Source organism: Bradyrhizobium sp. USDA 4516 (assembly GCF_054055915.1).
On sequence record NZ_JBSRXT010000001.1, the window covers coordinates 3,103,378 to 3,123,585 of the forward strand.

The following is a 20,208-nucleotide window of genomic DNA, read 5'->3' on the forward strand; positions in this document are numbered from 1 at the left end:
AACACGCGCTACGAAGCCGTCGTTTCTGCTTCGGCGGCCTCGGCCTCCTCGGCAGGCTTGGCGAGGTCGGCCTCGGTGATCCAGCCGGCCTTCAGACGGGCCTGCATGATCACGGCCTCGGCCTCGTCGCGCGAGATCTCGATGCCGTCGAGGAACCCGGCATGCTTGGTCGGCTCGCCGCCTTCCTTCCGCTCGGTCCAGCCGACCAGGTCGTCGGTGGCGCAGCCGGCGAGATCCTCGACCGTCTTCACATCGTTCTCGCCGAGCTTCACCAGCATCTTGCCGGTGATGCCGGGCACGTCCTTCATGGCGTCCTCGACGCCGAGTTCCTTGCGCTTGGCTTCCAGTTCCGCCTCGAGCTGTTCCAGATATTCGCGGGCGCGGGTCTGCAACTCGGTGGCGGTCTCCTCGTCGAAACCCTCGATGCCGGCGAGTTCCTTGACATCGACCAGCGCGAGTTCCTCGACCGAAGTGAAGCCTTCGGAGGCGAGCAGCTGGCCGACCACCTCGTCGACATTGAGCGCTTCCATGAACACGCGGGTCGAGTTCTCGAAGTCGGCCTGGCGGCGCTCCGACTCTTCCTGCTCGGTCAGGATGTCGATGTCCCAGCCGGTCAGCTGCGAGGCGAGGCGGACGTTCTGGCCGCGGCGGCCGATCGCCAGCGACAGCTGGTTGTTGGTGTCGGGAACCACGACCTCGATGCGCTCGCGGTCCTCGTCGATCACGACCTTGGCGACTTCAGCCGGCGCCAGCGCGTTGACGACGAAGGTCGCAATGTCGGGCGACCATGGGATGATGTCGATCTTCTCGCCCTGCAGCTCGTTCACCACGGCCTGCACGCGCGAGCCGCGCATGCCGACGCAGGCGCCGACCGGGTCGACCGAGGAATCGCGCGAGATCACGCCGATCTTGGCGCGCGAGCCCGGATCGCGGGCGACCGCCTTGATCTCGACGATGCCGTCGTAGATCTCCGGCACTTCCTGTGCGAACAGCTTCGCCATGAACTGCGGATGGGTGCGCGACAGGAAAATCTGCGGACCGCGGGTCTCGCGGCGGACGTCGAAGATATAGGCGCGGACGCGGTCGCCGTTGCGGAACACTTCGCGCGGCAGCATCTCGTCGCGGCGCACGATCGCTTCGCCACGGCCGAGGTCGACGATCACGCTGCCATATTCGACGCGCTTGACGATGCCGTTGACGATGTCGCCGATGCGGTCCTTGAATTCCTGGTACTGCCGGTCGCGCTCGGCCTCGCGCACCTTCTGCACGATCACCTGCTTGGCCGACTGCGCGGCAATGCGGCCATATTCCAGCGGCGGCAGGGTGTCGGCGATGGTGTCGCCGACCTGGGCGCCCGGATTGGCGCGCTGCGCGTCGTGCAGCGAAATCTGGTTGGAGGAGTTTTCGACAACGTCGACCACCAGCATGTGACGGGTCAGCCGCAGCTCGCCCTTCTTGGCATCGATCTCGGCATGGACGTCGGTCTCGCTGCCGTAGCGGGCGCGCGCGGCCTTGGCGATGGCGTCTTCCATCGCCGCGATCACGATGGAGCGGTCGATCGACTTTTCGCGCGCAACTGCGTCTGCGATCTGCAGCAGTTCGAGTTTGTTGGCGCTGACTGCCATGGCTTAGTCTCCTTCGGATGGATCGATCTCGCCACGGCGCGCGCGCTCGGCCGCCAGGCGGTGCTTTTTGGTGTTGGTCGGAGCCGGTTTCTTGCCGGGCTTGTGAGCAGGCTTATCACCAGGCTTGGGTTTCGGCTTCTGGCTCTTCGCCGGATCGCTCTTCTTGGCATGGGCCGGCTGCGGCGGCGCAAGGCCGAGCTCGCGGCGGAGCTCACGCTCGGCGGCCTTGCCGCGGCGCATCGATTCCTCGATCAATTCGTCGGTCAGCACCAGCCGCGCGTCCGAGATGTCCTCCATCACCAGGAGAACCTCGGCGTCCTCGTCGGGACGCGGATCGTCGCGCCTGATGCGCACCGCATCGCCCTCGACGCCGGCAAGCACGCCGCGAAACCGCTTGCGGCCCTGATGCGCCACCGCCATCTCGATCTTCACGAGATGCCCGGTGTAGCGCTCGAAGTCGGAGCGGCGCACCAGCGGGCGGTCGATGCCGGGCGACGAGATTTCCAGCCGGTAGGCACGCTCGATCGGGTCGGCGACATCGAGCACCGGCGACAGCGCGCGCGAGATCACCTCGCAATCCTCGAGCTGCATCGAGCCGTCGGGTCGCTCCGCCATGATCTGCACGGTGCAGCCGGCATCGCCCGAGACCTTGATGCGCACCAGGCGATAGCCCATGCCCTGCAGCACCGGGACCGCGACCGCGGCGACGCGCGCCGCAACCCCGGGCTCGACGACGAGACGCGGCTCGGCGAGCAGTTCGGTGTCCACGGACGTGGCGGTCGGTTCGGTCATATCCAGTGTCAAAGGCTGTCTAGGGTCTTAAAGGCTGCTGAGGTCTGTTGTGTTGTTCAGGTGGCCTTAAGGGGCCGCTAACGCTACCCAAACCGGACCCGGCCTCGTTGGGTCCCGTCAGGTAATAAAAAAGAGCGGGTCCCGGGGGGCCCACTCTCCTACGCGATCGTATGAGATACCATAAGTTGCGCCGGATATAGCTCTTTTGCCCGGGTCCGGCAAGGCCCTCGGGTCCGGCGGGAGGCGATTTTACGGCTCTCCGGATGCCGGATTGATCTAACCCTCCGTTTACGAACGGGACCATAGATTGCCGAAAATCGGCAGAAGTCGCCGGTTGGACAAGGCTCATGACGACAGCCCCCGCGCTGATTCCGGAACTCGACGACATCGTTCGCCGTGGCGACCCCAAGCGCCGCGCCGAGGCCGCGCGGCGGCTCGGCGAGCTGTTCCTGCAGGGCGCCGCGAGTTTTCGCCCCGACCATATCGACTTGTTCGACAGGGTGCTGACCAGCCTGGTCCCGCACGCCGAGCTTGCTGCGCGGGTCGATCTCGCCGAACGGCTCGCGCTGCTCGCCAACGCGCCGCGGCATCTGGTCGGGCAGCTCGCCCGCGACGACGAGGTCGCGATCGCGGGGCCGCTGCTGCGCCGATCGCCGGTGATTGACGAAAAGGTGCTGGTCGAGATCGCCAATGCCAAGGGCCAGGGCCATCTGCTCGCGATGGCCGAGCGATCGAAGCTCTCGACTGCGCTGACCGACGTCCTCGTCCGACGCGGCGATCGCGACGTCATCCGATGCGCGGCCGGCAATGCGGGCGCGGCGTTCTCGGACGCCTCCTTCACGACGCTCGTGCAACGCGCCAGCCAGGACGGCGTGCTGACGCTGCGGATCGGCCGCCGCGATGATCTTCCGCCCGAGCATCTGAAGGGCCTGCTCGCCGGCTCGATCGACGTGATCCGCCGCCGTCTGCATGCCGTCGCCAAGCCGGAACGCCAGGCCGAGATCAAGCTGGCGATGACCGAGATCGAGGGCGTGATCGTTCAGGTCGAGGGCCGCGATTTCACAGCCGCGCAGCGCGCCATCCTGGCACTGCATCGCGCCGGCGAATTGAACGAGGCCGCGGTGGCCGGCTTCGCAAAGGCCTTCAAATATGAGGAATGCGTGGCGGCGCTCGCCGCGATGGCCGGCGTGAAAATCGTCACGCTCGATCGCCTGATCTCCGGCGACCGTTACGATCCGATCCTGATCGCCAGCAAGACGATCGGCTTCGAATGGCCGACCGTGCGCGCCCTGATCCTGATGCGGCTCGGGCCGAACCGCGTGCCGTCTCCTGCCGATATCGAAGGTGCGCGGGTGAATTTCGTGCGCCTGATGCCCTCGACGGCGCAGCGCGTCGTGGAGTTCTGGAAGTCGCGCTAGTTCACGCTAACTGCTCTTGGCTCCGTCATCCTGAGGAGCGCCGCAGCCGCGTCTCGAAGGATGCACGGCCACGCCGTTGCAGCCGGGCCGTCGTGCTTCGAGACGGCCGCTTTGCGGCCTCCTCAGCATGACGGATCATCGTGCACACTTCCCAAACCCAAAATCGTTCCGCTATGCTTTCCGCAAGGCGCGACACAGCGCCAACAGGGAGATTGCCATGCTGACGGACGCCGACATCCAAACGCACGCCGCGCGGATCCGCGACGACGGATACACCGTGATCGAGCGCGCCGCCTCGCCCGATCTGGTCGAGGGGTTGAAGGCGGCGGTGCTGAGAATCGAGAGCGAGCACAATCTCGCACCTGCCAGGACGTCGTTCGAAGGCTTCAAGACGCTGCGCATCAACAACCTCCTGACCTATGACGATCTGTTCTGGGAGGTGCCGCTGCATGACAACGTGCTGCCGGTGGTCGAACGCGTGCTGGACAGGGAATGCCTGCTGTCGTCGTTCTGCTCGCTGGTGCTCGGGCCCGGCCAGGAAGCGCAGCCGATTCACGAAGACACCCAATTGATCCCGTTGCCGCGGCCGCACATTCCGATCACGATCAATGCGATCTGGGCGCTGTCCGATTTCCGCGAAGATAACGGCGCGACGCGGATCATCCCGCGCAGCCACAAATTCGATTCGTCGCCCGAATACGGCAAGGAGTACGACGCGGTCACCGCGACCATGCCGGCCGGCAGCGTGATGCTGTTCGACAGCGCGCTGTGGCATGGCGGCGGCGCCAACAGCAGCGACGCCAGGCGCTTTGCCTTCTCCTGCGCCTATTGCTGGGGCTGGATGCGGCAGCAGGAGAACCTGCAGCTCGGCATTCCGCGCGAGACCGCAGCCCGCTTTCCGCGCCGGCTGCAGGAATTGTGTGGCTACAGCGTCTACAAGGGCCAGTTCGGCCACATCGACAATCACGATCCGATCGAGCTGCTCGGCCGCGAGCGCGGCAAGCGGATGGTGTGGGAGGCGACCGACGTCAGGAAGGCGCGGCTGGCGGGGCAGGCGTGAAGATATCCGTCATTCCGGGGCGATGCGAAGCATTGAACCCGGAACCTCGAGATTCCGGGTTCGTGCTTCCGCACGCCCCGGAATGACGGCGTCAAGGCAAGCGCTTGAACCTCAAATACGCCGCCTTGCGCCCTTCGCGCTCGGCCTTGGCGCCGTAGCGCGTCATTGTGTAGTTCGGCCACGGCTGCTGCCAGTCGATCGCGCGCTCGGCGAGCCAGGCGAAGTCGGGCGAGCGCATCAGATGCGCCAGCGTCCAGGCGCAATAGTCGTCGATGTCGCTGACGAAGCGGAATTCGCCGCCCGGCGGCAGCAATCGTGTCATCGCAGCGACCGTCGCATCCTGCACGAAGCGCCGCTTCCAGTGCCGCCGCTTCGGCCAGGGATCGGGATGGATCAGGTCGATGCGCGCAAGCGAACGCGTCGGCGCCCAGGCCAGCAGTTCGGCCGCGTCGCCGGCGAACAGGCGGATATTGCCGATATTCAGCGCCTCGATCTGAGTCAGGATCTTCGCCATGCCGTTGACATAGGGCTCGCAGCCGATGAAGCCCGTGGCCGGAAAGGCCTGTGCCTCCGCGATCAGATGCTCGCCGCCGCCGAAGCCGATCTCGAGCCTGACATTCTCGATGCTGTCATCGAACAACTCGGTCAGCGCCTCGGGCGCGGGCGCCGAGATGTCGACCGCCAGATGCGGCAGCAGAGTGTCGATCAGGTCGGCCTGATGCGGGCGCAGCTTGTGGCCCTTGCGCCGTCCGAAGAACGAGCCGCGCGCATGCGCCATCGCGCCGTCGTCGGGGGAATCGCGATCGCCGCGGTCGCCTGGAGCCGGTGTCATCGCAGCGTTTGATAGAGACGGTGGAGCAGCCGCGCGCGCGGCTCGATCGACGAGATGTAGAGCTGCTCGTAATGGGTATGCGCGCCCTTGCCGTCGACGCCGAGGCCGTCGAGGGTCGCCGTGTGTGGCGCGGTGAAATTGCCGTCGGAGCCGCCACCGGTGAACACATCCACCAGCTCGAAGCCGAGCTCGGCGGCCAGCCCCTTGGCGTGCTCGTAGAGCGCGGCGCCGGCGTTGCTTTTCTCATAGGGCGGACGGTTCAATTCGCCCGATATCTTCACGCTGACGCCCTCGGTGCGTGAGGTGATTCCGAGGATCCTCGGCACCAGCTCGTCGGCGTCGGCCATCGTCGGCACGCGCATGTCGACTTCCGCATAGGCCTCCTCGGCGATCACGTTCGGCTTGGTGCCGCCGCGGACGACGCCGACATTGACGGTGACGCCGCGCTTCAGGTCGTTCATCGCCTCCAGCGCCTGGATCACATTGCCGAGCTCCCGGATCGCGCTGCGGCCGTCCTCGGGGCGCGTGCCGGCATGGGCCGGCGCGCCCTTGATGAACACGTCGAAACGCGCAACGCCCTTGCGTCCGGTGACGATCTTGCCGCCGTCGCGCGCCGGCTCGGTCACCAGCACGTATTTCGCCTTGCGGCCCTCGGCCTCGATCAGCGCCCGCGAGGTCGGGCTGCCGATCTCCTCGTCCGATACGTAGAGCTGGGTGATGCCGAGCGGCGGGCGCGCGCCGTCGGCGCAGACCTGCCTGAACGCATGATGGGCGAGGTAGGCTCCGCCCTTCATGTCGTAGATGCCGGGGCCGAAGGCGCTGTCGCCGTCGACCTTGAATGGTAACCGTTCGATGAATCCCATCGGATGAACTGTGTCGAGATGGCTCAGCACCAGGATGCCCGGCGCGTCCTGGCCCCAGGACGAGCGCGTCACCAGGTGGTCGCCGCAGCCGTCGCGTCCCGCAATGCGCTCCACCGTGGCCGGCAGGTCGCGATAGCCCGACGCGACGAGATCAGCCAGCTTGTTGACCTGATCGGGCCGCTCGGTCGGAGATTCGATCTCGACCCAGCGGCGGATGCCGTCGAGAATCACGGCGGTTTCGAACGGATTGCTGGACATGCTGTTGTCGTCGCCTGTGAGTTCGCTTTGTCATTGCGCGCACGCGCCGAAGCACGATCAGGAATCATGCTCAAAGGAGGCGCTCAAGCGCGATGATGCTCAAGCTGAGCTCATCGCGTTGGCGCGCGCCGGAATGGCATATTCCAGATTTGACGATCTCTCAAACGGATATGGCTGAATCAGGCCTGCTCGGCCGCCTCGCGCGCCGCGATCTGCTCGACAAGTTCGACGATGCTGCGGCGGAGCTTGGCGTCCGCAATCCGCGTGAAGGCGCGGGTCAGGGCCAGGCCCTCGGCGGTTGCCAGAAAATCGGAGACGTAGGTCGGCGAGGCACCCTCGCTGAAGCCGTCGGCGGTCTTGACCCCGCTCGGGCCGCCGTCGAACAGGAAGGAGACCGGCACCTGCAGGATTTCGGAGATCTGCTGCAGCCGGCTGGCGCCGACGCGGTTGGTGCCCTTCTCGTATTTCTGCACCTGCTGGAACGTCAGGCCTAGCGCCTCGCCCAGTTTCTCCTGGCTCATGCCGAGCATGATGCGTCGCATACGGACGCGGCTGCCGACATATTTGTCAACAGGATTGGGCGCTTTGGTGGACATCTCCAACTCTCCTAAGGGATTGCGCGCCCGTGGATGAGGCAAGTTGGAAGTGGAGTATGCCTCAGGCGCCGGTGCCGTCAAATCCTGCAAGGAGGATCGGGACGAAATGCGGACAATTTGCGCAAAGGGGCTGACTTGGCTTGTGATTTCGCGTGGACCCGTACAATGCGAAGTGCACGGTCGATCTGTCAACTGGTGGAATCATACTGAGGTAAATTTCGACGTTTTTTCGGGTTCGCGACAACCGGCGATATGCAGCCGTCAGGGTTTTCGCCTCACAAACCGCCGCCGCAACACGAACGCCAGGGCTGTGATCACAATCACAGCGGCGGGGACGTTCCCGACACGCGCATAGATCGTCGGCGCGATGGCTGCCGGCAGGCCGGCATCGAGCACGCCTTCGATGCCGAGCCCGAGTTGTGCAACGATCCGGCCAACCGGGTCGATCACGGCCGAGATGCCCGTGTTGGCGGCGCGGACCATCGGCAGGCCTTCCTCGATGGTGCGCAGCCGGGCCTGTTGCAGGTGCTGGTAAGGGCCGGTCGAGATTCCGAACCATCCGTCATTGGTGACATTGACGATCCAGCCGGGACGGTCGTCGCGGCTCACGACATTGCCGGGAAAAATCGCCTCGTAGCAGATCAGCGGCAGGGCGCGCGGTGCATTCGGAATATCGAGCGTCCGGCGAATCGTGCCGGGAATGTAGCCGCCCTGCACCTTGGTGAGCTGCACGAAGCCGAGCTTCTCCATCCAGTCCTGGAACGGCAGATATTCTCCGAACGGGACAAGATGCAGCTTGTCGTAGACCGCAAGCACGTTGCCGTCGTGGTCGATGACGTAGATGGAATTATGGGCGCGCGTCACGCGGACGCCGGGCGGCAGATCGGGCGCGCGCACCGAGCCGGTGATCAGCACGGTTCCCTTCGGCAGCAGGTCGGCGATCTGCGCCATCGCGTCGGCTTCCTTGGTCAGGAAGAACGGAAACGCGGATTCCGGCCAGATCAGGATGGTGGCATCCTTCACGCCGGTGGCGTGCGGCCCGGAGGCGCGATCCGACAGGGTGAGATATTTCTGCATCACCGCCGCCTTGGCGGAGTAGTTGAACTTGGCGTCCTGCTGCAGATCGGGCTGCATGATGCGCAGCTTGACGCCGTCGACCAACCTGGTCGGCTGCTGCGCGAGGCGGACCACGCCGAACGCCAGCATCGCCGCCAGAACCAGCACCGCGGCCACCGGCGCGCGCCACGGCTTGCGGCCGCGCGAGGCGCCATCGATCAACACGGCCGGACTTGCGAAGATCGCGACGGCCAGGAACGTCATGCCCCAGAGCCCGATCAGCGACGCGGTCTGCGCCAGCGCCAGTGGCTCGGTCAGTGCGTAGCCGAACGCATTCCACGGAAAGCCGCTGAGGAGATGGCCGCGCAGCCATTCCGAAATCGTCAGGCTGACCGCGAGCGCCAGCACGCGCGAGGCGTCGCGCGGCCAGATCAGCCGCGCCAGCGCGAAGCCGAAGGCGGTGAACAAAGCGAGATAGGCAGGCAGGCCGAGCACCGCGAACGGTGTCAGCCAGGCGAAGGTGTCCGCATCGACGAAGAAGGCGTAGCCGATCCAGTACAGCCCCGGCACGAAATAGCCGAGGCCGAACCAGAAGCCGGACAGCGCCGCGGCAGGCAGACCGCGCCAGCGACCGGCCGCGCTGCCGTCGATCAGCCAGACCGCGATGGAAAAGGTGAGAAACAGAACCGGCCAGGCGTTGAACGGCGCCATCGCCAGCGCAGACAGCGCGCCGGCCGCGAGCGCGAGGACGGCGCGTTTCCATCCCCAGGTCAGGATGATTGCAAGGCCGATCGATCGGAGCTTGTCGGACAGCCTCACTGCGGACCGGCTCCCTCGCCGGGCGGCGGCAGGTTGTCATTCGCCTGCGGGTTTCCGGAGTCCGGCGCCTGCTCGCGGCGCCGCTCGCGCTCCTTGCGCGGCGTCGGCCGTTCCTTGCGCGCGCTGATGCGCACGCGCTTGACCCGCCGCGGATCGGCGTCGAGCACCTCGACCTCGTAATTGCCGGGTCCCGAAATCACCTCGCCGCGCACCGGCAGGCGTCCGACGAACGATACGAGGTAACCGCCGAGCGTCTCGACCTCCTCGCCGGCGTCGCCGATCACGAAATCCTCGCCGATCACCGAGCGGACATCGTCGAGGCTGGCGCGCGCATCGGCGATGAAGGAGCTGTCCGGCTGGCGCACGATGGACGGCGGCTCGTCGGAATCGTGCTCGTCGTCGATCTCGCCGACGATCTGCTCGACGATATCCTCGATCGACACCAGTCCGTCGGTGCCGCCATATTCGTCGACCACCAAAGCGAGATGGATCCGCGAGGCCTGCATCTGCGCCAGCAGGTCGATCGCGCGCATCGACGGCGGGATATAGAGCAGCTTGCGGATGATGTTGGCTTCCGACAGCGGCAGCGCGAGATCGACGCTGCGCAGATCGAGCCCCGCCGGGAACGGCTTCTTGCGCTTCGTCTTGGTCGCGTCGGTGACGCGGGCTCTCGCGGTCATGAAGGCGAGCAGGTCGCGGATGTGCACCATGCCCTCGGGGTCGTCGAGGGTTTCGTTGTAGACGACGAGCCGCGAATGCGCCGCGCTCTCGAACAGGCTCATCAATTCGCCGAGCGGAATGTCGCGCTTGACCGCGACGATGTCGGCGCGATGCACCATGACGTCGGCGATCCGCCGCTCGTTCAGCGACAGGATGTTGCGCAGCATGGTGCGCTCGATCGCCGAGAAGCCGACATCGTCGGGCGTCGAGGCGTCGAGCACCACCTGCAAATCGTCGCGCACCGAGCCGGCCTTCCAGCCGAACAGGGTGCGGATCGCGCGCACCAGCCAGCCCTCGGCCGCCGGGCGCTGCACCTCGCCCTCATGCACCACGGCGGGCAGGTTGCTCACGTTGCGCGGGTTGTCGTGGGTCGGTTCGGAATCCGGCATGTCAGGCGGTCCGATCCGCATAGGGGTCGGGAATGCCGAGGGAAGAGAGGACCTCGCGCTCGAGCGCCTCCATGTCCTCGGCATCGTCATCGTTCTCGTGGTCGTAACCGATCAGGTGCAGGAAGCCATGCACCGCGAGATGGCTCAAATGATGGTCGAACGGTTTCCCTTCTTCATCGGCTTCCCGCCGAGTCGTCTCATAGGCGATCGCGATATCGCCGAGCATGCGCGGGGCATCGTCGGGTCCGCCGGCGCCTTCGGGCTGCAGCGCCGGGAACGACAGCACGTTGGTCGGCTTGTCGATGCTGCGCCAGTTGGCGTTCAGCGTGCGGATACCGGCATCGTCGGTCAGCATCACCGCAAGCTCGGCGTCGGCGACATCGGCATCGGCGATTTCAGCGGCAGCCTTGATGGCGCGGTGGATCACCGCGTCGGCATTGGGCTCGGCCTGCCAGCATTCGGCGGTGACGAGAACCTCGGTGGCAGGAAAAGCGGACACGTTGGTTTCAAAATCTGCGTTATGGCCGGATCCCGCATCGTGCGGGCTCGCGGCCGAAGCTATTGGTCTCAAGATCTGGCGTTTGCCGGCTTTTGCGGCAATCCCTCATAGGCGGCCACGATGCGCGCCACCAATTCATGGCGGATGACGTCCTCGGCCTTGAAATGCACCTGGGCGATGCCCTCGACGCCGTCGAGCAGCTTCACGGCTTCCGTGAGGCCCGAGGCCTGGCCATGCGGCAGGTCGACCTGCGACGGGTCGCCGGTGACGATCATCCGGCTGTTCTCGCCGAGACGCGTCAGGAACATCTTCATCTGCATCGTCGTGGTGTTCTGCGCCTCGTCGAGGATGATGGCGGCATTGGTCAGGGTGCGGCCGCGCATGAAGGCGAGCGGGGCGATCTCGATCTCGTTGCCCTGCAGCGCGCGCTCGACGACGCGGGCGTCCATCAGATCGTACAGCGCGTCATAGATCGGGCGTAGATACGGATCGACCTTCTCCTTGAGGTCGCCGGGCAGGAAGCCGAGCCGCTCGCCGGCCTCGACAGCGGGCCGCGTCAGGATGATGCGATCGACCTCCTTGCGCTCGAACAGCTGCGCGGCATGGGCTACCGCGAGCCAGGTCTTGCCGGTGCCGGCCGGGCCGATGCCGAACACCAGCTCATGCCGCTTCAGGGCGCGGATGTAGGAATCCTGCGCCGCGGTGCGGGCGCGCACCGGACGCTTGCGCAGATTGATGGTCTCGAAGGTCGGCTTGGCGGTCTTGTTGTCGAATTCGAACAGCGAGCCCTGTGCGATCACGGCGCGGATCGCGCCTTCGACCTCGCCCTGATCGAGGTCGTGTCCTTCGACGGCCTGCGCGTAGAGCGTCTCCAGCACGCGCCGCGCCGCGTCGCAGCCGTCGCGGGAGCCTGCGATGGTGAGATGATTGCCGCGGGAATCGACCACGACGCCGAGCCGCCGCTCGATCAGCGCCAGATTCTGTCCGTAGGGGCCGACCAGCGCGGATGCCGCGCGGTTGTCGTCGAAATCGATGACGACCTGAGTTTCAGGGGGCCGGGTCTCAGGTGGCATTTGCATGTCGCGGTCAGGTTTGCGGCTGGGAGCGAGCGAAGACGAATCCGATGCGCTTTTGGGCAAGGATTTCAGGCTCCAATGGTCTGCGAAATGAGGCCGGGCGCGGGTCGCGTCGCGAGCTCGCCGATCAGGCTGTAGCGCTCGAGGCTGTCGATCCTCACCGGGAGGACCTGGCCGATGATGTCAGGCGACGCCATCACATGGGCGGGCTGCAGATAGGCGGTGCGGCCGACGATCTGGCCCGGATTGCGCGCGGCGCGCTCGAACAGCACATCGACCGTTGTGCCAATCGCAGCCCGGTTGAAGGCCGATTGCTGGCTGTCGATCAATTCCTGAAGCCGCCCCAAGCGCTCGTCCATCTCGGCTGCTGACACTGTCTCCCGCATCTCCGCCGCCGGCGTGCCCGGCCGTGGCGAATACTTGAATGAATACGCCGCAGCGTACCCGATTTGTGCGACAAGCGCGAGGGTGGCTGAAAATTCTTCCGCGGTCTCTCCGGGGAAGCCCACGATAAAATCTGATGAAAAAGCAATGTCTTGCCGCGCGGCGCGGAACCGGTCGATGACGCGCCGGTAGTCATCGGCGGTATGTTTGCGGTTCATGGCGGCAAGGATCCGGTCCGCCCCGGATTGCACCGGCAGGTGCACGAACGGCATCAGTTCGGGCAAATCGCGATGGGCCGCAATCAGGGCGTCGTCGACGTCGCGCGGATGGCTGGTCGAATAGCGCAGCCGCGCGACGCCGGGGATCTCGGCGAGGCGCTGCAACAATCTGCCGAGCGGCCAGACGCGGCCGTCGGGACCTTCGCCGTGATAGGCGTTGACGTTCTGTCCGATCAGCGTGAATTCGCGCACGCCATTGTCGGCGAGCTGCTTCACATCGTCGATGATCCTGGCGACCGGACGCGAGACTTCCGCGCCGCGCGTGTAGGGCACCACGCAGAAGGTGCAGAACTTGTCGCAACCTTCCTGCACCGTGACGAAGGCGGAGATGCCGCGGGCGCGGATCGCATCCGGCTTCGGCTGCGGCAGGAAGCCGAACTTGTCCTCGACCGGGAATTCCGTTTCCAGCGCGCGGCCGTTTGCCTTGGCGCGCTTCAACAGCTCGGGCAAATGATGATAGCTCTGCGGCCCGACCACGATGTCGACGGTCGGCGCGCGATGGATGATCTCTGCGCCTTCGGCCTGCGCGACGCAGCCGGCGACCGCGATCTTCATCTCGCGGCCCGCCCGCGCGGCCTCGTCCTTGGCGACGCGCAGCCGCCCGAGCTCGGAATAGACTTTCTCCGACGCCTTCTCGCGAATGTGGCAAGTGTTGAGGATGACGAGGTCGGAGTCTTCGGCGCTCGCGGTCTCGACAAAGCCCTCGCCGGCCAGCGTGTCCGCCATGCGTTGCGCATCGTAGACATTCATCTGGCAGCCATAGGACTTGATGTGCAGCTTGCGCGGCGTCGTCATGGAACCCTGAGAGTGAAAAATGGAAACGGCGCCATCGGGGCGCCGAGGCTGAAATATAGCTTAAACCGGGGAAAATCCAGCGGTCTGGACGTCATTCCGGGGCGATGCGTCAGCATCGAACCTCCGGTGCGCAATTGCGCATCGGGGAATCTCGAGATTCCGGGTTCGCTCCCTTCGGTCGCGCCCCGGAATGACCTCGCAGGGTCAGTCAGCGCTCGCCGTGGCCCCCACCCGGGCGATCAAATCGGGCAATTTCCGCATATCGGCGAAGGTGACGGCCGCGCCGGCCTGGCGCAGCATCCCCTCATGTTCCGCCGTGCAGTGGCTGCCGCCGTAAAAACCGAGCACGGTCATCCCGGCGGCGCGGGCGCCGGTGACGCCGGCCACGCTGTCCTCGATCACGACGCAACGCGCGGGGGTGGCGCCCATCTGCGCCGCCGCGAACAGGAAGAGATCGGGCGCCGGCTTGCCGCGCTTGATCTGGGTGGCGGAGAAAATATGCGGCGCGAGCTGGTCGTAGAGCCCGGCGCAGGTCAAGCCGTGATGGATCTTTTCCGGCGTGCCGCTCGACGCCACGCATTTCGGTAAGCCGAGCGCGGCGATCGCCTCGCCGACATGCGCGATCGCGCTGAGATCGTCGGCATAGAAGCTCAGCGTCGCGTGCTTGACCTCGGCCTCGAAGGTCTCGGGCAGCGCGCGGCCGATCTCGCTCTCGACGATCCGCCGCGCCTCGCGGTCGGACACGCCGAGGAAGCGCTTCAGCACGCCGTCGGGTGTAATCGGAAAGCCGTGCCGCGTCAGCGTCTCCGCATGCGCGCGACAGGAGATCACCTCGCTGTCGACCAGCACGCCGTCGCAATCGAAGATGACGAGGTCGAAACTCACCCGGCTTACGACTTGCTGTCTTCGTCGAGCGGGACGCAATACAGCTCGAGACGGTGATCGACCAGCTTGTAGCCGAGCTTGCGCGCGATCTCGGCCTGCAGCTTCTCGATCTCTTCGGAGGTGAACTCGATCACCTTGCCGTCGCGCAGATTGATCAGGTGGTCGTGATGGCTCTCGGGCATCTGCTCGTAGCGCGCGCGGCCCTCGCGGAAGTCGTGGCGCTCGATGATGCCGGCATCCTCGAACAGCTTGACGGTGCGATAGACGGTCGAGATCGATATCTTGTCGTCGACCGCCACGCAGCGGCGGTAGAGCTCCTCGACGTCAGGGTGATCCATGGCCTCCGCCAGCACGCGTGCGATCACACGGCGCTGTTCGGTCATGCGCATGCCGGTCGCGGCGCAGCGCGCCTCGATGCCGGTATTCTTCTGCGCAGGCGTGATTTTCACCGTCGTCATGGGTCCTTGGCAGGTCCTTGGCCAGTCCTTGAGCCTTGGATGGCAGAGCAGGGCGCTGTTCTGCCATCGCGCCGATGTTACGACAAGTCGCGCCGCATCAGAAGCGCGTTCAAATGTTCCCCGCCGGGCTGCTTGTAGTAGCGTTCGCGGCGGCCGATCACGCCGAATCCGGCCTTTTCATAGAGCCGTCGCGCCGGCTGATTGTTCTCTTCCACCTCGAGGAAGATGGTGCGGATGCCGCGGCCGGCAAGATGGCCGAGATGGGTCAGCAGCAGATCGCGCGACAGCCCGCGGCCGCGCTGATTGGAATCGATCGCAATCGACAGAATTTCGGCTTCGTCCGCCGCCATCCGCGAGACGGCAAAGCCGATCACCTTGCGTCCCTGCCGCAGCCGGTGCACCAGCGTGTTGCGCTCGGTCAGCATCGCCTCGAATTCGCCCTCGCCCCAGCCGCGATGAAACGACGCGCCGTGCAATTGCGCGAGTCGCGCCGCGTCGCGCAGCGATGCGGGCTCGACCGCGGGCGGACCGCCGCCCCACCATCGTGACAGCCAACCGATCATGTCGATCGCGGCGTGCTGATTTCGAGCCGGTCCTTCGGCGGCTTGGCGTCGGGCGCGCGCAGATAGAACGGCCGCGGCGGCGCGGTTTCAGGATCCACGGCCGCGCCGATCCAGGCGACCCAGGTAATATTGGGCGCGGGCTGCCGGTCGACCTTGACCGGCGGTGCGGCGTCGGCGGGCCAGCGCTCGGCGAGGATATTGGCGGCGTTGCCGACCAGATGCAGCGCGCCGTGTTGGGAGGCCTCGAGCGCTTCCGCGATCGGCGCCACCTTCGGCTTGATGATCGGACTGCCGTCGCCGCCGACCAGCTGGAAATAGACGTGATCATGCCGCGCATCGATCGCCGACAGGATCGCAGCCGCGCCATTCTCGGCGACGACAGGCGCAGCGTAGGCGGCGAGCGTCGACAGTCCGACCACCGGCTTTTCTGCGGCCAGCGCCAGGCCGCGCGCCGCCGAGAGGCCGACGCGCAGGCCCGTGAAACTGCCGGGGCCGGTGGTGACGGCGATGCGGTCGAGCCCGGCGAAGCCGATGCCGCTCTCTTTCATCACACGAGCGATCAGCGGCATCAGCGCCTCGGCATGGCCGCGCTGCATCGCCTGCGATTCAATGGCGATTGTATTGCCGGAGGTGGTGTCGAGCACCGCCGCGGAGCAGGCGTCGAGCGCCGTATCGATGGCGAGAATCATCATGGGAGGGCGAATAGCGAATAGGGAATGGCGAACAGGGGTCTTGCGGAGAATGCTATTCGCGATTCGCCACTCGCCATTCGCCGCTCCATCACATCGGCCGGACTTCCTGCACGTCGGGCACGAAGTGCCGGAGCAGGTTCTGGATGCCGTGTTGCAGGGTTGCGGTCGATGACGGGCAGCCGGCGCAGGAGCCCTTCATGTTGAGGTAGACGATGCCGTCCTTGAAGCCGCGGAAGGTGATGTCGCCGCCGTCATTGGCAACCGCGGGACGCACGCGGGTCTCGATCAGGTCCTTGATCTGCTCGACCGTCTCGGCGTCGGCCTCGTCGAAGAACTCGTCCTCCTCATCGCGGGCGTCGTCGCTGGCCGCGGTGCCGTCGGCGAGCAGCGGCGCGCCGGACATGTAGTGCTCCATGATCGCGCCGAGGATCGCGGGCTTGAGGTGCTGCCAGTCGCCGTCCGCCTTGGTCACGGTGATGAAGTCGCCGCCGTAGAACACGCCGGTGACGCCGGATACGGCGAACAGCCGTTCGGCGAGCGGCGAGCGCGCGGCGGACTCGGGCGAGGAAAATTCCATCGTCCCGCTGTCGAGCACCATGCGGCCCGGAATGAATTTCAGCGTGGCGGGATTCGGCGTGGCTTCGGTCTGAATGAACATCTGCTGTCTCCGGCGTCGCCGGTTCAAGGCCGGCGCGTTGGGTTCCATTATAGCGTTTTCGAGCGAAGTGACACCGGTTCGCGAAGAAAACGCGTCAAATCAAGGAGTCAGATGGCAACTAAAAAGCCCGCGATCAAGCCGCAAAACCGCGGTTCCAGGCGCATACCCATGCCCGGAAGCGGGTCCGGCGCCGGTAACGCGTTAGGACAGGGCGTCGATCTCGGCGTCGGTCAGGCCGCCCGGCACGATGGTTACCGGGATCGGGAATGCCCCCATGGTCTTGGCCATGGTGGTGATGATCGGCCCGGGCCCCTCGGCGCCCGGGTTGGCGGCCAGCACCAGCGCTGCAATATCGACGTCCTTGTCGATCACGTCGAGGATCTGTTCGATCGGGTCGCCCTCTCGAATCACCCGCTCCGGGGTGATCGCGGCGATGCCGTTGGCGCGGCCGGCGGCGCGGTCGAGCGCCTCGTTGGCGGCTTCCTCGGCCTCCGCGCGCATGATGTCGGCGACCCCGAGCCATTGCTGGTTCTGGTCCTCGGTCTCGATCACCCGCAGCATCACGACGCCGCCGCCGACCCGGATCGCCCACCGGCTGGCGTAGTAGACCGCGCGGTCCCATTCCGCAGTGTCGTCAACGATGACGAGGCATTTCGGCTTGTGACCTGACTCGTAGCTGCGTCGCTGGGTGGTCATGCATGTCCCGGTGCTGAACCAAACCAACCCATGGTGCCATACTCCCTCGCCGTTTGGGAGAGGGAGCGCGCAGTTCCTGCCTCGCGCGTCAGCGCGGGCGGATGAAGCCGACGATGTCCTTGGTGATGCGCATGGTCTCGTCGGCGATGCCGCGGGCGCGGTTGGCGCCGTCGGCGAGGACCGCGTCGACATGGCCGGGATCGGCGACCAGCTTCTTCATCTCGGAGGCGATCGGCGCCAGTTTTGCGACGCAAACCTCGACCAGCGCGTTCTTGAAGCTGGAGAACTGCCCGCCGCCGAACTGCGTCAGCACCTCCTGCTTGGAGATGCCGGCCAGCGCCGCGTAGATGCCGACCAGGTTGTCGGCCTCGGGGCGGGTTTCCAGACCCTTCTCCTCGGACGGCAGCGGCTCCGGATCGGTCTTCGCCTTGCGGATCTTCTGCGCGATGGTGTCGGCGTCGTCGGTGAGGTTGATGCGCGAATTGTCCGACGCATCCGACTTCGACATCTTCTTGGTGCCGTCGCGCAGGCTCATCACCCGCGTCGCCGGCCCCGTGATCAGCGGCTCGGGCTGCGGGAAGAACAGGCCGTCGGCGAAACCATGACCACGAATTGAATCAGCGAAATCGTTGTTGAACTTCTGCGCGATGTCGCGGGACAGCTCCAGATGCTGCTTCTGGTCCTCGCCGACCGGCACATGGGTCGCGCGGTAGAGCAGGATGTCGGCGGCCATCAGCACCGGATAGTCGTAGAGGCCGACCGAGGCGTTCTCGCGGTCCTTGCCTGCCTTCTCCTTGAACTGCGTCATGCGGTTCAGCCAGCCGATCCGCGCGACGCAGTTGAAGATCCAGGTCAGCTCGGCATGGCCGGCGATCTGGCTCTGGTTGAACACGATGTGCTTCTTGGCATCGATGCCGGCGGCGATGAAGGCCGCGGTGACCTCGCGGGTGTTGCGGGCGAGCTCGGCCGGGCCGCCCCAGACCTCGACGCCCTGCGTGATCGCATGCATGTCGACGACGCAATAGATGCAGTTGTGGGTCTGCTGCATCTTCACGAAGTTGACGATGGCGCCGAGGTAGTTGCCGAGGTGCAGATTGCCCGTCGGCTGGACGCCTGAGAAAACCCGTTCAACGAACGCCATGGTCTAATTCCCGGAAATGGCTAGTTTTGCCGCGTCGTTTGCCACTTAAGCTCCGCGCGCGCAAGTCAGGGCGGGGCGCCTTTGCCTGACGGCGTTAACCGCCTCGCGCCAGCCGGTGACGCCGAAAAGCTGCAAGAACAGCCCGTAAGCGGCGATACCTGCCGCGATCAGCACGAGCAGGGACCCTGCTTGCACGAAACCGTGGCTGCCGGCTGACGGCAGCCCGCCCTCCGCGAGCCAGAGCAGGGCGCCCATCGCGAGCGCCGCGGCCAGGATGCGCGGCAGCCGGCGGCGCGCATCGGCATCGATCGAGAAGCCGAAGGTCGCGGCCCCCTTGCGGATCAGTGCCAGCGCGTTGCTCCAGGCGCCGAGCGCGATGCCTGCGGCAATTCCGCTCGCACCGAAGATATGACCGAACAGGAAGGCCGCCGCGATCGTCACCACGACCGCCTTCAGCGTCGCGAGCAGCGGCGTCAGCGTGTCCTCGCGCGCGAAGAACGCCGGCGACAGCGCCTTCACCAGCACATGCGCCGGCAAGGCCAGCGTCAGCCAGATCAAGGCTTGCGCGGTTGCCGCGCTATCCTGGGCGGTGAACGCGCCGTGCTCGAACAGCATCCGCACGATCGGTTCGCTCAGCACCATCAGGCCGAGCGTCGCCGGCAGCGCCAGCCCGACCGCGAGCTCGAGGGCACGTGATTCCGCATGCGCGATTGCGCTGGATTCGCCGCTGCGCACGGCGCGCGTCATCTCCGGGATCAGCACGGTGCCCATGGCGACGCCGACAATGCCGAGCGGCAGCTCGAGCAGGCGGTTGGCGAAATAGAGCCAGGACACCGCCGACGGCGAGGTCGATGCGATCACCGCGCCTGCCACCATCAGCCATTGCGGCGCGCTACTCGCGACCATGCCGGGGATCGCGCGGCCGAGAAAGCCGCGCATGTCAGGATCGAAGGACACGCGGAGCGGCGAGGCGAGCCTTGCGCCGCGCAGCGCCAGCATCGACAGTTGCAGGAAGCCGGCGACGCCGATCGTTGCCGCCATGACAATCGCGGCCTGCGCCGGCTCCTGCTGCCGCACCAGCAGCACGGCCATCACCGATATCAGCGCGATGTTGAACAACAGCGGCGAGAACGCGGTCAGCGCGAAACGTCCCTGGGCGCTGAGCAGCGCCATCATCACGGTGACCGGGCCGGCGAAGGCGAGATAGGGCAGCATCAGCCTTGCATCGTCGACGGCGAATTGCAGTGTGTCGCGGCCGACAAAACCCGGCGCGATCGCCGCGATCACCAGCGGCATCAGCAGGCCGATGACGAGCGCGGATGCGATCACCGCGGCGCTGACGGTGCCGAGCACGCGGCCGGCAAAGGCGGTTGCCGCCTCCAAGCCGCCGGCATCGCGTGCCTTCAGCCAGGCCGGCACCAGGGCGGCATTCAGTCCGCCCTCGGACAACAGCCGTCGCACAACATTCACAAGCTGGAATGCCGCCAGGAAGGCATCCGCCACCGGTCCCGCGCCCAGCAGCGCCGCGATCGCGGAATCGCGCACGAAGCCGAGCAGTCGCGAGGCCAGCGTTCCCGAGGAGACCGTGAGGAAGGAGCGGAACATGAGGTCTGTATAGCAGCAGCGCGCTTTGCTGCCAGCGGCACTCTAACGGA

General features: G+C 66.1%; 20 protein-coding genes. 2 read left to right on the forward strand and 18 right to left on the reverse strand.

Annotation, left to right across the window (positions count from 1 at the left end; genetic code table 11):
• Positions 1–8 precede the first annotated feature (8 nt).
• Positions 9–1,625 (reverse strand): transcription termination factor NusA, encoded by a 1,617-nt coding sequence (gene nusA / locus ACVI1L_RS14300; protein ID WP_057015297.1) that lies wholly within the window; start codon positions 1,623–1,625, stop codon positions 9–11.
• A 3-nt stretch (positions 1,626–1,628) separates the two neighbouring features.
• Positions 1,629–2,417 carry a ribosome maturation factor RimP gene (gene rimP, locus ACVI1L_RS14305; RefSeq protein WP_456783151.1) on the reverse strand — a complete coding sequence of 263 codons (789 nt, stop codon included), beginning with the start codon at positions 2,415–2,417 and terminating at the stop codon, positions 1,629–1,631.
• 347 nt (positions 2,418–2,764) lie between these two features.
• On the opposite strand from rimP, the gene ACVI1L_RS14310 reads away from it, so the two are divergent.
• Both ACVI1L_RS14310 and ACVI1L_RS14315 read left to right on the forward strand, forming a co-directional pair.
• On the forward strand, positions 2,765–3,835 hold the full coding sequence (locus ACVI1L_RS14310) for a DUF2336 domain-containing protein (RefSeq protein ID WP_229191000.1): 1,071 nt from the start codon (positions 2,765–2,767) through the stop codon (positions 3,833–3,835).
• A gap of 217 nt (positions 3,836–4,052) precedes the next feature.
• Entirely contained in the window at positions 4,053–4,895 is an 843-nt protein-coding gene (locus ACVI1L_RS14315; RefSeq protein ID WP_168856641.1) for a phytanoyl-CoA dioxygenase family protein, read from the forward strand.
• Positions 4,896–4,986: 91 nt separating this feature from the next.
• On the opposite strand, the gene trmB is transcribed toward ACVI1L_RS14315, so the two are convergent.
• The 16 genes from trmB to murJ all read right to left on the reverse strand — a co-directional run bounded on the left by trmB (position 4,987) and on the right by murJ (position 20,158).
• Positions 4,987–5,727 (reverse strand): tRNA (guanosine(46)-N7)-methyltransferase TrmB, encoded by a 741-nt coding sequence (gene trmB, locus ACVI1L_RS14320; RefSeq protein ID WP_456783152.1) that lies wholly within the window; start codon positions 5,725–5,727, stop codon positions 4,987–4,989.
• Complete coding sequence (locus tag ACVI1L_RS14325) at positions 5,724–6,848, reverse strand: M20 family metallopeptidase (protein ID WP_057015302.1); 1,125 nt, start codon at positions 6,846–6,848, stop codon at positions 5,724–5,726. Before ACVI1L_RS14325 ends, trmB begins: the two co-directional genes overlap by 4 nt.
• Positions 6,849–7,027: 179 nt before the next feature.
• Positions 7,028–7,444 carry a helix-turn-helix domain-containing protein gene (locus ACVI1L_RS14330; protein WP_028335515.1) on the reverse strand — a complete coding sequence of 139 codons (417 nt, stop codon included), beginning with the start codon at positions 7,442–7,444 and terminating at the stop codon, positions 7,028–7,030.
• A 261-nt stretch (positions 7,445–7,705) separates the two neighbouring features.
• Positions 7,706–9,319, reverse strand: a complete 1,614-nt coding sequence (gene lnt, locus ACVI1L_RS14335; RefSeq protein ID WP_456783153.1) for an apolipoprotein N-acyltransferase — start codon at positions 9,317–9,319, stop codon at positions 7,706–7,708.
• Positions 9,316–10,428, reverse strand: coding sequence for a hemolysin family protein (locus ACVI1L_RS14340; RefSeq protein ID WP_076824743.1), 1,113 nt, complete (start codon positions 10,426–10,428; stop codon positions 9,316–9,318). Before ACVI1L_RS14340 ends, lnt begins: the two co-directional genes overlap by 4 nt.
• A gap of 1 nt (position 10,429) precedes the next feature.
• Positions 10,430–10,927: an rRNA maturation RNase YbeY gene (gene ybeY, locus ACVI1L_RS14345; RefSeq protein WP_456783154.1), complete on the reverse strand. Its 498-nt coding sequence runs from the start codon at positions 10,925–10,927 to the stop codon at positions 10,430–10,432.
• Between the two features lie 68 nt (positions 10,928–10,995).
• The gene (locus ACVI1L_RS14350) at positions 10,996–12,066 is read right to left on the reverse strand and encodes a PhoH family protein (RefSeq protein ID WP_077231173.1); all 1,071 of its coding nucleotides are present in this window, start codon (positions 12,064–12,066) and stop codon (positions 10,996–10,998) included.
• A gap of 5 nt (positions 12,067–12,071) precedes the next feature.
• Positions 12,072–13,460, reverse strand: a complete 1,389-nt coding sequence (gene miaB, locus ACVI1L_RS14355) for a tRNA (N6-isopentenyl adenosine(37)-C2)-methylthiotransferase MiaB (RefSeq protein ID WP_456783155.1) — start codon at positions 13,458–13,460, stop codon at positions 12,072–12,074.
• A gap of 204 nt (positions 13,461–13,664) precedes the next feature.
• Complete coding sequence (locus ACVI1L_RS14360) at positions 13,665–14,345, reverse strand: HAD family hydrolase (RefSeq protein WP_456783156.1); 681 nt, start codon at positions 14,343–14,345, stop codon at positions 13,665–13,667.
• Between the two features lie 5 nt (positions 14,346–14,350).
• A complete protein-coding gene (locus ACVI1L_RS14365; RefSeq protein WP_016840396.1) occupies positions 14,351–14,803 on the reverse strand; it encodes a Fur family transcriptional regulator in 453 nt (150 codons plus the stop codon).
• A gap of 77 nt (positions 14,804–14,880) precedes the next feature.
• On the reverse strand, positions 14,881–15,366 hold the full coding sequence (gene rimI / locus ACVI1L_RS14370; protein ID WP_057015309.1) for a ribosomal protein S18-alanine N-acetyltransferase: 486 nt from the start codon (positions 15,364–15,366) through the stop codon (positions 14,881–14,883).
• Positions 15,363–16,058, reverse strand: a complete 696-nt coding sequence (gene tsaB / locus ACVI1L_RS14375; RefSeq protein WP_456783157.1) for a tRNA (adenosine(37)-N6)-threonylcarbamoyltransferase complex dimerization subunit type 1 TsaB — start codon at positions 16,056–16,058, stop codon at positions 15,363–15,365. Before tsaB ends, rimI begins: the two co-directional genes overlap by 4 nt.
• A gap of 88 nt (positions 16,059–16,146) precedes the next feature.
• A complete protein-coding gene (locus ACVI1L_RS14380; protein WP_028335524.1) occupies positions 16,147–16,716 on the reverse strand; it encodes a NifU family protein in 570 nt (189 codons plus the stop codon).
• 201 nt (positions 16,717–16,917) lie between these two features.
• Entirely contained in the window at positions 16,918–17,412 is a 495-nt protein-coding gene (locus tag ACVI1L_RS14385) for a universal stress protein (RefSeq protein WP_028335525.1), read from the reverse strand.
• Between the two features lie 88 nt (positions 17,413–17,500).
• The gene (trpS, locus tag ACVI1L_RS14390; RefSeq protein ID WP_076824511.1) at positions 17,501–18,553 is read right to left on the reverse strand and encodes a tryptophan--tRNA ligase; all 1,053 of its coding nucleotides are present in this window, start codon (positions 18,551–18,553) and stop codon (positions 17,501–17,503) included.
• A 45-nt stretch (positions 18,554–18,598) separates the two neighbouring features.
• The gene (gene murJ, locus ACVI1L_RS14395; protein WP_456783158.1) at positions 18,599–20,158 is read right to left on the reverse strand and encodes a murein biosynthesis integral membrane protein MurJ; all 1,560 of its coding nucleotides are present in this window, start codon (positions 20,156–20,158) and stop codon (positions 18,599–18,601) included.
• Between the last annotated feature and the right edge of the window lie 50 nt (positions 20,159–20,208).

Bases quoted from the DNA above. Each gene is read 5' to 3' on its own strand.
- nusA (WP_057015297.1), bottom strand. From the start codon at position 1,625: ATGGCAGTCAGCGCCAACAAACTCGAACTGCTGCAGATCGCAGACGCA.
- rimP (WP_456783151.1), bottom strand. From the start codon at position 2,417: ATGACCGAACCGACCGCCACGTCCGTGGACACCGAACTGCTCGCCGAG.
- ACVI1L_RS14310 (WP_229191000.1), top strand. From the start codon at position 2,765: ATGACGACAGCCCCCGCGCTGATTCCGGAACTCGACGACATCGTTCGC.
- ACVI1L_RS14315 (WP_168856641.1), top strand. From the start codon at position 4,053: ATGCTGACGGACGCCGACATCCAAACGCACGCCGCGCGGATCCGCGAC.
- trmB (WP_456783152.1), bottom strand. From the start codon at position 5,727: ATGACACCGGCTCCAGGCGACCGCGGCGATCGCGATTCCCCCGACGAC.
- ACVI1L_RS14325 (WP_057015302.1), bottom strand. From the start codon at position 6,848: ATGTCCAGCAATCCGTTCGAAACCGCCGTGATTCTCGACGGCATCCGC.
- ACVI1L_RS14330 (WP_028335515.1), bottom strand. From the start codon at position 7,444: ATGTCCACCAAAGCGCCCAATCCTGTTGACAAATATGTCGGCAGCCGC.
- ACVI1L_RS14340 (WP_076824743.1), bottom strand. From the start codon at position 10,428: ATGCCGGATTCCGAACCGACCCACGACAACCCGCGCAACGTGAGCAAC.
- miaB (WP_456783155.1), bottom strand. From the start codon at position 13,460: ATGACGACGCCGCGCAAGCTGCACATCAAGTCCTATGGCTGCCAGATG.
- ACVI1L_RS14365 (WP_016840396.1), bottom strand. From the start codon at position 14,803: ATGACGACGGTGAAAATCACGCCTGCGCAGAAGAATACCGGCATCGAG.
- rimI (WP_057015309.1), bottom strand. From the start codon at position 15,366: ATGATCGGTTGGCTGTCACGATGGTGGGGCGGCGGTCCGCCCGCGGTC.
- tsaB (WP_456783157.1), bottom strand. From the start codon at position 16,058: ATGATGATTCTCGCCATCGATACGGCGCTCGACGCCTGCTCCGCGGCG.
- ACVI1L_RS14380 (WP_028335524.1), bottom strand. From the start codon at position 16,716: ATGTTCATTCAGACCGAAGCCACGCCGAATCCCGCCACGCTGAAATTC.
- ACVI1L_RS14385 (WP_028335525.1), bottom strand. From the start codon at position 17,412: ATGACCACCCAGCGACGCAGCTACGAGTCAGGTCACAAGCCGAAATGC.
- trpS (WP_076824511.1), bottom strand. From the start codon at position 18,553: ATGGCGTTCGTTGAACGGGTTTTCTCAGGCGTCCAGCCGACGGGCAAT.
- murJ (WP_456783158.1), bottom strand. From the start codon at position 20,158: ATGTTCCGCTCCTTCCTCACGGTCTCCTCGGGAACGCTGGCCTCGCGA.